Source organism: Burkholderia sp. WSM2232 (assembly GCF_000472545.1).
GTDB lineage: Bacteria > Pseudomonadota > Gammaproteobacteria > Burkholderiales > Burkholderiaceae > Paraburkholderia.
Genome location: NZ_AWZV01000009.1, coordinates 213,183 through 225,353, shown reverse-complemented (window position 1 = coordinate 225,353; position 12,171 = coordinate 213,183). Strand labels below are relative to the sequence as shown.

Genomic DNA, 12,171 nt, shown 5'->3' with positions numbered 1-12,171 from the left:
CAGACTCCCTTGCCGATGCTGTAGCGTGTTGACGCTGCGTGCCGCTCGCGCCCGTTGCCGTGGCCGTCTCGTCAGGCGGTGCGCGAGAGCGCGCGGCGCGCTTCATGCGCGCCGGTGCGCACCGCCCGCCAGCGCGACAGCTTCAGGCGCGCCTCTTTTGACAGCAGGCCGAGCACGGCATGCGTAAGGCCCGGATACACGCGCGTGCCGACGAGCGTCCACCACCACCACGCGGTTTCGCGACGCACCGGCGGCAACTGGTCGCGCAGGATCAGATGAAAATTGAAGGCGGCGTTGCGCAGCGCCGCCATGGTCTGCGCGTCGCGGCGGTCGTCGTCGAAACGCTCCGCGGGGAAGTGATCGACCGCGACGCGCGGGTCGTACATCAGCTTCCAGCCGGCGTTCTTGACGGCGAGGCTGAACGCCATGTCGTTGTGAACCTGGGCGCCCGCGCCGCGCAGCCGTGCATCGAAACGGATGTTGCGCACCGCCTCGCGCCGGTAGCTCATGTTGGCGCCCTTCAGAATGTCGACTTCGCGTGCGCCGCCCACGCCGAGATGATGGTTGCCGATAATCTTGCCGTGCGCCGTGACCTTGCCGACGAGCGCACGTTCGCCGTCGAGCACGCGGCCCTTTTCGTGCACCCAGTCGCGCCCGCCAAGTGCGCCGAGCCGCGCGTCGCCTTCGAACGCGGCGGCGATGCGCTGTACCCAGTCGGGATGCGGCGCGGCGTCGTCGTCGGTGATGGCGATCACGTCGCCGCTCGCCGCGTCGAGTCCGCGATTGAGCGCCGCGACCTGGCCGGGCACCTCGACGAGCGCGACCGACAGCGGCAGCTTGCCCGGCACCGCCGGGTCGCGCAGGCAGGTGTGGGTCGCCTCGTCGTCGGCGCGCGCCACCACCACGACTTCGTCCGGTGCGCGCGACTGTCGTTGCAGCGCCGCGAGGCAGCGCGCGAGATCGGCCGGGCGGCGGTATGTCGGAACCAGTACCGTCACTTTCATTGCGATGTCCTTGTTGCGGTGTCCTTGATTGTTTTCAGCGGGCGCCATGCGCCCCCCTCTTCACTCAGGTGCTCAGGTATTCCTGGACCGCCGCGTAGCTGCGGTCGTAGCCGCCGCGAGCCCGCGCCGGCATGCCGTTGAAGATGCCGCCCTGCACCTGCACGCCGGCTGCACGCAGGCGCTTGAGCGCGTCGATGATTTCGCCTTCGCTGTGCATGCCCGAGCGCATCACGAAGAACGTCGAGCCGGCATACGCGCCGATAATCGACGCATCGGTCACGGCGAGTACCGGCGGCGTGTCGATCAGGATCACGTCGTAGCGCTTCGCGAGACCGTCGAGGTATTGCGGCAGCCGCGGCGACATCAGCAGCTCGGACGGATTCGGCGGACGGCGCCCGCATGAAATGAAGCTGAGGTTCTCGGTTTCGGAGGTGCGGATCGCCTCTTCGAGCGAGATCTGGCCGCTCAGCAATTCAGACAGGCCGTTTTCCTGCGCGCCTCCCAGATAGCGCTCCAGCACGCCGCGCCGCATGTCGCCGTCGATCATCAGGACGCGCTTGCCCGAATGCGCGAGCAGCACGGCGAGGTTGACCGTGAGGAAGCTCTTGCCGACGCCCGCCATTGGGCCTGTGAGCATGACGATGCGGTTTTTCGCGTCCATCAGCGTGAACTGCATCGAGGTGCGCAGGCTGCGCAGGCTTTCCACCGTGACGTCCTTCGGCCGCGCATTCGCGAGCACCGAGCGCAGGCGCTCGCCGCCGCGTTGCAAGCCATTCTCGAGCAGCGCCTGTTCCGAGCTCAACGGCACGAGCCCGAACACCGGCAGATGGAAAGCACGCTCGATATGCTCCGGATCGTCGATGCCTTTGAACATGTTGCGGCGCAGGAACACAAAGCCGGTGCCCGCGATTAGCCCGAGAATCGTCGCGGCCGACAGGATCAGCGCCTTTTTCGGCTTGACTGGCGAGCCGGGACGCAGTGCGGCGTCGACGATATGCACGTTGCCGCCGGTGCCCGCCTTTTGCACCGAGAGTTCCTGCACGCGATTGAGCAGCAGCACGTAGATGTCTTCCGCGACCTTCGCGTCGCGCTGCAATTGCACGGCTTTCACTTCGGTGGCCGGCAGATCGCGGAAACGGTCCGCGTATTTCGCGCGCTGGGCCTGCAACTCGGCCATCTGTTCGCGCGCGGCCTTGAGCATCGGATGGTCGTCGCCGTAGCGCTCGGTGAGCTGCGCCATCTGCAGGCGCAAGCCGGCAATCTGCTGCTCGTACTGCACGCTGCCTTCGAGGTAGACCTTGGCCTCCTCGCTCGCATTGATGGAGCCGGACTGGCGCTGATACGCGGTGAGCGCGGCCTCGGCGCGCTCGAGGTCGGCCTTAAGGCGCGGCTCTTCGCTCTTCAGGAAGTCGAGCATCTTGCTCGCGTCGGCCTGCTTGTTCGAAATGTGCTGACGCACATACGACTGCGCGAGCGCATTGGCGACGAGCGCGGCGTGCTCGGGGTTCTTGTCCTCTAGCGAGATCTGGATCACACCGGTCTGCTTGCCCTGCTCCTGCACGCTGATCGCGGACTGGAACGCGCTGATCGCGTCGAGGTCGTTCGCGCGGATCACGGTGAACTCCTCGCCCGGGCGCGCCACCAGCTTGTTGACGAGCATGGTCACGCCGCCGCCTTGTGCCTGCTGGCCGACCTGGCCGCGCAACAGCAGCGCGCCGTTCTCCGCATACAGTTCGTAACGTCCGCCTTCAAGCGCCTTCATGGTCAGCTTCTGACCTTCGAGCGCGGGCAGCACGTCGATTGAAGCGACGTCGGCCACTTCGCCGCCCCACGCATACGACGTCAGCCCGAGCCACGGGCGCGCCAGCTCGCCGGGCGTCGCGACGCGCGCCGCGATGCTGCCGAGGAGCGGCAGCGTCTTCGGCGTGACGCTGAAGTTCAGCTTCATCTGCTCGACGACAGGCGCGACCACGCCGCGGCTCTTGATGATTTCGATTTCGGCGTCGGTCGGCAGCGACCCGGAACCGGAGTTGATCGCCGCGCCGGTCTGCGTCTGCGTGAGCGCCTGCGACGTGTTGTCGGCCTGCTCGACGCGCACGTGAGCATCGGCCGAGTAGATCGGCTTGGCGAGCACGCAGTAGGCGCCTGCTATCGCGACGACCGCTGCCGCGATGGCGATGAGCCACCAGATGTCGTCGATGATCACCTGCACCAGTTGCCCGAGGACCACGTCCTCTTCTTCGGTCCTGAGCGGACCGGCCATGTGTGGAGAGATTTGATTGCTCACAATTCGATCCCGGGTCTGGTTAGCGCGTCAGTTGTTTCAGGTAGAACAGCGTCTGCACGCTCGGCAACACCTGCTGCAACACGCGGTTGAACGTGGTCGATGCGGCGGTGCCCACATACACGACGTCCATCGGCTGCAACTGGAACTGCGCGGACAGCATGATTGCGTCGGGCTGCGTCATGTCGAGGCGGTAGACGTCGGGCGTGGTCGGATGCTCGCGCATGCCGCGCATCACGAAGATCTGGCGCGGGTTCGCGTCGGTGTCGAGAATGCCGCCTGCCTGGGTGAGCGCGTCGGCAATCGTCAGGCGGCCTTTGAGCATCGGCACCTGGATCGGTGTCTTCACCTCGCCCATCACGAAGATGCGGCTGTTGCTTCTGTCCGGCACGTTGATCACGTCGCCGTTTTGCAGCATCACGTTCTGCGTGGTGTCGCCGCTGTCGAGCATGCGGTTCGCGTCGAGCACGTAGAGCTTGTTGTTGCGCGTAAGGCGCACGCGCTGGATGTCGGCGTCGGCGGTGGTGCCGCCGGAGCGCGTGAGCGCGTCGACGAGCGTGAGCGGCACGTCGCTCACCGCGAGCGGGCCCGGCGTCTTCACTTCGCCGGTGACCTGCACTTTCTGGCCGCGATACGACAGCACGCGCACGTCCACCTGCGGATTGCGGATATAGCGCACGAGGCCGCTTGCGAGCTGATCGCGCAGCTCGCCGACGGTTTTGCCCGCGGCCTTGATGCGGCCGACGAACGGGAAATAGATGGTGCCGTCGGCGGCAATGGTCTGCCCGTACGGATCGGCCTGCCCCGGCAACGCAGCCGTGTACGGCTGCTGCAACGCGCCCGCGATGGTCTGCGTGCTGGTGCCGCCCGCCGACAGCGTGCTGCCCTGCGGCGTGGTCAGTTCAGGGTGATCCCACACGGTAATGCCGAGAATGTCCTGCGGCGAGAGCCGGTAGACGTATTGCGACGGATCGGCGAACGTCGAGGTGGGCAGCGGACGCGGCGGCGTGTTCGCCTCGGCCTGGGCCTGGGCGGCGACCACGCTCGCGTCGATCACGTGGACCGGATAGGTTTCGGCGGCCTGGCTCTGGTGCTGGCCGTCGTCTTTCAGGCGCGACGTATCGAGGTAGTTGCCCGGTGCGGTTGCGCAGGCCGACAGAAAGGACGTCAGCAAAAGCGTGGCGGGAAGCTGCGCGCGCACGCGTGCGAAGGAGTGTGTAGCGAGTGTTTTCGTCAGCATATTTTTTTCAGCCATCCCATGACCAGATGTTCGATGAGCACGAGACTCTCCCGATAAGCGGATTCCTCGCCGCCGTGGGGGTCGGCGACATCGCAGACGTCTTCCCACTTGCCCAGCGGAAAAACTTTGCCGCGCGAAGCCGGATCGAGCGCTTCGACCTCGCTCACCTGCGCGCGCTCGCTCACGAGCACGAGATCCGCGGACCGCACGAGCTGCCGGTCCAGACGCCGCGAGTGATGCGGGCCCGAAGCGACGCCGCGCTCGGCGAGCAGGCGCCGCATGAGCGGGTCCATGCGCTGGCCGTTCATCGCACGAATGCCTGCCGAATGGAACGCGATGGACGACGCCGCCGCCTGGCGCGCCTTGAACAGCATTTCAGCGGCGGGCGAACGGCACACGTTGGCGTGGCAGACAATCAGAACGTTGGCGAACATGGCGGGCTCCTTGGCGGGCTCCTTGTGGGGCGCGGCGCTTTCGCGCGCGCGCTTGCAGGTACGGTTCAGTCGGCATTGGGCGTCCAGCTCGGCCTTGAGCCTGACAGCGGGCTCGAAGGCGTGCCTGTGAGCGGACCCGAAAGGCGGCATGAAGGCGGCATGAAGGCCGACATGAAAGCGCATATGCAAGCGGCGCGCGCAGCAACCTGGCAGCTCAGTGGCCTGCCTGGGCCGCAGCGAGCGCAGCGGGCTCGATGACCGGCACGCCGTTTGTGCCGACTCTGGCCGGCGCATTGCGCAGCGCATGCTGCCGCCCGATCGCGTGATATTCGATGCCGAGTTCGAGCAATGCATCAGGCTCGTACAGGTTGCGGCCGTCGAAAATGAGCGGCGTTTTCAGCATGGTTTTCAGCGCGGCGAAGTCCGGGCTCTTGAAGACCTTCCACTCGGTCAGGATCACGAGTGCGTCGGCGCCCTCGGCTGCTTCCATCTCTTCGCTCACGAACTGAAGCCGCGCATGCTGCTGCGGCACCTCTTTCAGGTCGAGCGCGAACACGCGCTTCGATTCGTCAATCGCGACCGGGTCGTACGCCTTTACGCGCGCGCCGCGGCGCAGCAGTTCCGCGATCAGCGGGCGGCTCGGCGCTTCGCGCATGTCGTCGGTATTCGGCTTGAATGCGAGGCCCCACACGGCGAACGTGCGATCTGACAGATCCTCGCCCAGACGCGCGACGATCTTCTGCCCGAGCACCTTCTTCTGCGTGTCGTTGACCGCTTCCACGGCTTCCAGAATGCGCAGGTTAGCGTTGTGATCGGCGGCCGTGCGGATCAGCGCCTGCACGTCTTTCGGGAAGCACGAACCGCCGTAGCCGCAACCCGCGTACAGGAAGTCGTAACCAATGCGCGGGTCCGAACCGATGCCGCGGCGCACCGCCTCGATGTCCGCGCCGACGCGATCGGCGAGATTCGCGAGCTCGTTCATATACGAGATGCGCGTGGCGAGCATGGCGTTCGCCGCGTATTTGGTGAACTCCGCCGAGCGCACGTCCATGTACAGCGTGCGTTCGCGGTTGCGATTGAACGGCGCGTAGAGACGCTTCATCAACTCGCGCGCCTTTTCGCCCGGCACGTCGTCATCGCAGCCGAGCACGATGCGGTCGGGCCGCGTGAAATCTTCGACAGCGGCGCCTTCCTTCAGGAACTCGGGGTTCGACACGACAGAGAACATGTGATTCAGATTGCGCGCCTGAAGCTCCTGTGCGATCGCTTCACGCACTCGCGAAGCCGTGCCGACCGGTACCGTCGACTTGTCGACGATCACCTTGAAGCCGGTCATATGGCGACCGATGTTGCGCGCCGCGGCGAGCACGTATTGCAGATCCGCCGAGCCGTCTTCGTCCGACGGCGTGCCCACTGCGATGAACTGGATGTCGCCGTGCGCGACCGCCGCTTCCACGTCGGTGGAAAAGCTCAGGCGTCCGGCCTTGCGGTTGCGCGCAATGATCTCCTGCAGACCCGGTTCATGAATCGGCACACCGCCGCCGTTGAGCACGTCGATCTTGCGCTGATCGACGTCGAGACAGAACACGTCGTGGCCGATGTCGGCCAGACAGGCGCCCGTCACGAGGCCCACGTAGCCACTACCTATGATCGTCAGGTTCATGTATTACCTCGCAGGAAATTTGAGTGGGTGTTCAATATGCATTGCTGCCGACAAAGCCCTTCCACAGCGTCAGCACGACGATCTTGATGTCGAGCCAGAAGGTCCAGTGCTGCATGTAGTACAGGTCGAGCTTCACGCGGCCCATCATTTTCTCGATGCGGTCGGTCTCGCCGCGGTAGCCGTTGATCTGCGCCCAGCCGGTAATGCCCGGCTTGATCCGGTAGCGATGCATGTAGCCTTTCACCAGATCCTTGTAGATGTCGTCGTGTTCGAGCGCATGCGGGCGCGGCCCCACCACCGACATCTCGCCGCGCAGCACGTTGATGAATTGCGGCAACTCGTCGAGGCTCGTGCGCCGTAGGAAAGCGCCCACCGCGGTAATGCGCGGATCGCGGCGCGTGGCCTGGGTAACCTTGCCGGCCTCTTCCTTGTGCACCCGCATCGAGCGGAACTTGTAGATCTCGAACTCGTGTCCGTCGATACCCTTGCGTTTCTGGCGGAAGAACACGGGACCTGGCGAACTCAGCTTGACGAGCACCGCGATCACCAGCATGACCGGCGCGAGCGCGGTCAGCGCGGCAAGCGCGAAGAGCCGGTCGAAAATGCGCTTGGGCAGCACGCGCAAATCGGTGATCGGCGAGGCAGCCAGATTGATCGCCGGCACGCCGAGTAGTTCCACCATCGGCTGATTGAAAAGCGTGAGGCTGCGTACATCCGGAATGAAGCGGATGTTCACGAAGTCGTTGCGCAGATCCATCACAATGCGATGTATTTCCTTTTCCTTCGAAATCGGCAGCGCGAGCCACAACTCGCGAATTGCGCGCTGGCGTACGAGCTGGATCATGCGCTGATAGTCGCGCTCGACCGGCACGCCTTCTATCGAGTCGAGCGCGTCGGGGTCTTCGTAGTGGTTGATCGTGCCGTCCTCGTCGAACACGACCACGGGGCTAAAACCCGCTTCCGGACGGCTGCGCATCTGCTGGATCAGAAAACGTCCATACGGCGCGCCGCCGACAATCGCCACCGCACGCTGATTGAAGCCCTCTCGGCGCAGCCCGCGCAGGATCGAGTAGACGATCACCTTGGTCACGACCAGCAGCACGATGGTGGCAAGCGCCCAATAGACGAGCCACAGCCGCGACAGACTGTCCGCGCGATGCAGGCTGAAGCTGATCAGCACGCCGGTGACCTCGACCATGATCCAGCCGCCCGCGACGCGGCACAGCAGGTCGTAGAGCGGCTTGCCGCGCCACGACTGGTAAATGCCGAGCGCGGGAAAGAACACGACCACGAGCAGCACGTCGAAGGCCAGCGACACGCTTTGCATATCGTCCAGCCACATCGTCTTGCCGCTGTGCACGGCCGCCGCAATGGCGGCGCCGAGCGCGACCATCGCGATGTCGATCAGTCTCGATAGAACGCTCAGCATGCGCTGCCCCTCAGTTCGTCAGTCAAGTGCCATCCCGTTGGTTAGGCGGCTGCCCGCTCGGTTGCTGTTCAAAAGAAGGCTCGTTCCCGCTCCGGCTGCGGCGCACGCAACGCCGGTAGCCGCGTCGGCAATTAATTGCCCGACGCGCAACCGATCAAAGCCGTGCCAATTGCAATTCCGCTTTCCGCCTTGCTGAACCGGTTGCTCGGCCGCCCGCGAAAAACGTGTCTCGGAATGAGTGAATGTCCTTCTACAGGCATCAATAAAGCGTTATTAAAATTCGCGCCGCAAGGACGCAAAAATCTCAAAATGTATCGGTCAAATGTGCCGAATTTTTTAACAATTTTGTGCGGCATTTGTTACCGGAAACACAGTCCGGCTGCTGCATTTTTAAGCGAATTCGCTGTGATTGGCAGGCTTGACGGGCGGATTCAGGGGCGCGTCCCGGCGGGTTGTCGGCGGTCGTGGCTGCTTACAGGACTGCGTAAAAAAATTAGCCATTCTTTTTCGCCGTAATTTTTTGCTTTTAGAAATTCGCGGCGACATTTTTTGTTCATCCTGCCACTGTCTTTATCGCGCGCCTTATATAGTTTTCATTTAACGCGCTTTTATTGAATTCGATGTTCGTGATAAAACTCGACGCATTCAACCAGTCCCGAGGAGTTCATCATGACAGCTCCGGTTACGGCTACGTCCGCCGACACCCGGCCCACAGAAGCGCTCAGCGCGCACGTCAAACTGAAGGTGCATCCCGTGATTCTGGCGGGCGGCTCCGGCACGAGGTTGTGGCCGATGTCGCGCGAACAGCACCCCAAGCAGCTGATCGGTCTGCTAGGCGAAGAGTCGCTGCTGCAATCCACCACGCGTCGTCTGGACGGGCTCGAAGCCGGCTATCCGCTGACCGGCCAGCTCGTCGTGGTGGCGAACGAAGAACAGCGCTTTACGACCGCCGAGCAGTTGCGCACGATCGGCAAGCCGACCCGCCTGATTCTCGAACCGGTGGGCCGGGATACCGCGCCCGCGCTGACCGTGGCCGCGCTGTCGGTCGCCGCGCAGGACGAGGACGGCATTATGGTGATCATGCCCGCGGACCACGCGGTGACCGACGCCGAGGGCTTTCATGCGGCTGTGGCCGCAGGCGTGCAGCATGCGGCGGCGGGCCAGATCGTCACGATGGGCATCGTGCCGACGCGCGCCGAAACGGGCTACGGTTATATCCGGATCGGCGCAACCATTGCAACGCCTGGCAATCCTGATGAAGCACAGGACGCGCATCATGCAGATACCGCTGCTGCGCTCGCCGCGCACAAGCTCGACCGCTTTGTCGAAAAGCCGCATCTCGAACTGGCGCAACGCTATGTCGAATCGGGCGAATACTGGTGGAACAGCGGCATTTTCATCATGCGCGCGTCGACGTGGCTCAAGGCGATCCGTCACTTCCAGCCGGCCATCTATGAAGCGTGCGAAGCGGCCCACGCCGGCGGCAAGGCAGACGGCGACTTTTTCCGCCTGCAGCGCGACGCATTCGGCGCGTCGCCTTCCAATTCGATCGACTACGCGGTAATGGAACAGCTTGGCCACGATCAGAGCGTCGCCGCGGGCGTCGTCGTGCCCTTGCAGGCAGGCTGGTCAGACGTGGGCTCATGGGACGCGATCTGGGACATCTCCGAGAAAGACGCGGACGGCAACGTAGGGCGTGGGCGCGTGATGTTCGAAGGCGCCTCCTCCACCTTCGCTCATTCAGAAGGACGCCTGATTGCCTGCGTGGGCACCCAGGACCTGGTGGTGGTCGAAACGGCCGACGCGATTCTCGTCGCGGACAAATCGCGCGTGCAGGACGTCAAGAAGATCGTGGGCCGCATTCGCAGCGAAGGCGGCCTCGAAGCGGCCAACCATCGAAAGGTGCATCGCCCGTGGGGGAACTATGATTCCGTCGACACGGGTGAGCGTTTTCAGGTGAAGCGCATTGTCGTCAAACCAGGCGCACGCCTCTCGCTGCAAATGCATCATCACCGCGCCGAACATTGGATCGTCGTGCGCGGCACTGCACTCGTCACGCGAGGTGAAGAGCGCTTTATCGTCTCCGAAAACGAATCCGCTTATATCCCGCTCGGCGTCACGCATCGTCTCGAGAACCCCGGCAAGATGCCGCTCGAAATGATCGAGGTGCAATCCGGTTCGTATCTCGGCGAAGACGATATCGTGCGCTTCGACGACACTTATGGGCGCCAGTAACGCACACCGGTCAGTACCGCCGCTTGCGCCCTGAATCTGGTACGTCAGGTCGCTTGCAGGAACAGCGTTGGGACAGCGTTGTAATACAGCGAATGAAGCGGGAACCTGCGGCGGTTGCTCCCACAGCCGCGGGGTACTGCGCGCTCATCCCGCGTGGGAGATGAGTTCTGTGTGCGACGGATAACGCTCCGCCTTGTCGCGTTCGGTTGCTGCGAGTGCTGCTGCCGCATTGGCCGCATTGGCGATAGTTGCGGCAGCGGCCGGGCTGCTTGCCGCGTTCAGGTTCACTGGGCCTGCCACTGCGCCTACGGCGTGCTCCCCCGCGTAACGACGCAGCGGGCCACGAAACGCATTCAACGAACCATGCAACGGCGCGCCGTGATGCACGGCAACCTGCTCCGCCACATGACGCATGCCCGACATGTAACCGGCCTGCGGCGCGGCATAGGGCGCGTGAGCCGTCGACGCGGCCGATGCGCTCAGCGCGCCCGGAGCAATTGGAGCAATCGGAGCAATCGGCGCGGACCGGTGCAGCGGTACATGCATCGACATGGCGGGTGGCTGCGGTGCGCGCAATGGCAGCGCCGCCTCCGGGGCTTGGGTTGCCTGAACTGCTCGCGCAGCCGCCAGCGTCGCGCATTCGCGGTCGATCCACTGCGCCGCCCACTCGAACGCATACTGCTCGGCTGAGTCTGCGTCGGCGAAGCGCGGACCGACGAGACCGGACCGCTCGACGCGCTTGCCGTCTTTCATGATTTCCGCCCATGCGCGATACATCGCATTGGGCACGCGCTCGGCGGCCACGTAGATCAGATAGCCGTGGCGTTCGGCCACCTGCCGGCCGCGCGGTGCGAGGCTTGTCGACAGCGGGCTGCGCTGCAACGCGTGTCCCGAGATTCCGCGTGCCGATGCAATGGCCGAATCCAGCCCCTGCATGGCGGCACCGACTGCGCCGGCTTCGTTCATCGCGCGCAGGTCGGCGCGCAGCGGCGGGCGCGGCGCGTAAGCAACGGATGGCGTCGGCAGAGCCGGCGCGCGCGGCACGGGTGCATGTGCTGCATGGGTGACATGGACGGCTTGAGCAGCCCGTTCGGTCGACGCATCTTGTGTGGCTTGCGCCGCAGCGGACGCGCCATGGTCGAAGCCTGCCAGTTGACGCGTGATGTCCGCGATAGGATCAGCCGAACGCCAGGCCCGCAGTTGGGACGCCTGAGCCGCGTGCAGCGCGTTGGACGCGTTGCCGCCCGTACCGGGCGCCTGCCATGATTCGGGACTCTTCCACGATACGCCGCGCGGACTCTCGTCGCGCGCGGTGGGTGCTTCCGCAGCCGGCGTAGCCGGTTTGGCCGCGACGGGCGGCGCCGGTTGAGGAACATACGCGAACTTGCGGCCGGTCCTGGACAGAAGCCGGACCATTTCCAGCAGCGTACCGTTCAGTTGCCATTCTTCGAAACGGCGCCGGCAGGTGGGACCCGACGGATAACGGCCCGGCAGCTTCGACCAGGGCTCTCCGGTAGTGAGGATCCACAACACCGCATTGGCCACCACACGTGGGTCGGCGCGGGGCCGCCCGCGTCGGTTCAGACGGACGGCCGGCTCATCGGAGACAAGCGCTGCCAGCAGCGCCCATTCGTCATTGCTTAGCTCATCGAAAAACATGGTTTTTCTCCACGCAGCCTGGCCGGGCCGCGGCTTTGGGCGGACCACGGATTCAGCCCTCACGATCCGTGTGTCGCCCTCGGTTGCACAAATATGTTTTGTACGTTTTGTTGGCTGGTCACCGCCGCCCTGAGTCAGTGCGGTTTATCCCTATTGCGAAGCACAAAACGTGGTCTCACTCGTGCATGGGAGAATTGTGCACGAAGCATACCATCCCCAGGGT

At 64.4% G+C, this 12,171-nt stretch carries 9 protein-coding genes; 2 read left to right on the top strand and 7 right to left on the bottom strand.

The genetic code is table 11. The annotated features are described in order from the left end of the window. Positions 1 to 71: 71 nt before the first annotated feature. The 6 genes from F757_RS0109935 to F757_RS0109910 all read right to left on the bottom strand — a co-directional run bounded on the left by F757_RS0109935 (position 72) and on the right by F757_RS0109910 (position 8,054). Positions 72 to 1,004 carry a glycosyltransferase family 2 protein gene (locus tag F757_RS0109935; RefSeq protein ID WP_027211259.1) on the bottom strand — a complete coding sequence of 311 codons (933 nt, stop codon included), beginning with the start codon at positions 1,002 to 1,004 and terminating at the stop codon, positions 72 to 74. A gap of 64 nt (positions 1,005 to 1,068) precedes the next feature. Beyond that, positions 1,069 to 3,267 carry a polysaccharide biosynthesis tyrosine autokinase gene (locus tag F757_RS0109930; RefSeq protein ID WP_027211258.1) on the bottom strand — a complete coding sequence of 733 codons (2,199 nt, stop codon included), beginning with the start codon at positions 3,265 to 3,267 and terminating at the stop codon, positions 1,069 to 1,071. A 43-nt stretch (positions 3,268 to 3,310) separates the two neighbouring features. Then, on the bottom strand, positions 3,311 to 4,528 hold the full coding sequence (locus F757_RS0109925; protein WP_027211257.1) for a polysaccharide biosynthesis/export family protein: 1,218 nt from the start codon (positions 4,526 to 4,528) through the stop codon (positions 3,311 to 3,313). Continuing rightward, positions 4,522 to 4,962 carry an arsenate reductase/protein-tyrosine-phosphatase family protein gene (locus F757_RS0109920; protein WP_027211256.1) on the bottom strand — a complete coding sequence of 147 codons (441 nt, stop codon included), beginning with the start codon at positions 4,960 to 4,962 and terminating at the stop codon, positions 4,522 to 4,524. The genes F757_RS0109925 and F757_RS0109920 overlap by 7 nt, the downstream gene beginning before the upstream one ends. Before the next feature lie 214 nt (positions 4,963 to 5,176). Continuing rightward, on the bottom strand, positions 5,177 to 6,625 hold the full coding sequence (locus F757_RS0109915) for a UDP-glucose dehydrogenase family protein (protein WP_027211255.1): 1,449 nt from the start codon (positions 6,623 to 6,625) through the stop codon (positions 5,177 to 5,179). A gap of 31 nt (positions 6,626 to 6,656) precedes the next feature. Next, positions 6,657 to 8,054: an undecaprenyl-phosphate glucose phosphotransferase gene (locus F757_RS0109910; RefSeq protein WP_027211254.1), complete on the bottom strand. Its 1,398-nt coding sequence runs from the start codon at positions 8,052 to 8,054 to the stop codon at positions 6,657 to 6,659. Between the two features lie 135 nt (positions 8,055 to 8,189). Between F757_RS0109910 and F757_RS35740 the strand changes: the two genes are divergently transcribed. Continuing rightward, positions 8,190 to 8,570, top strand: a complete 381-nt coding sequence (locus F757_RS35740) for a hypothetical protein (RefSeq protein WP_198021374.1) — start codon at positions 8,190 to 8,192, stop codon at positions 8,568 to 8,570. Between the two features lie 153 nt (positions 8,571 to 8,723). Beyond that, positions 8,724 to 10,289, top strand: a complete 1,566-nt coding sequence (locus F757_RS0109905) for a mannose-1-phosphate guanylyltransferase/mannose-6-phosphate isomerase (RefSeq protein ID WP_027211253.1) — start codon at positions 8,724 to 8,726, stop codon at positions 10,287 to 10,289. A gap of 144 nt (positions 10,290 to 10,433) precedes the next feature. Here the strand turns inward: F757_RS0109905 and F757_RS0109900 are convergent, their stop codons facing one another. After that, the gene (locus F757_RS0109900; RefSeq protein ID WP_027211252.1) at positions 10,434 to 11,948 is read right to left on the bottom strand and encodes a transposase; all 1,515 of its coding nucleotides are present in this window, start codon (positions 11,946 to 11,948) and stop codon (positions 10,434 to 10,436) included. Positions 11,949 to 12,171: the final 223 nt, after the last annotated feature.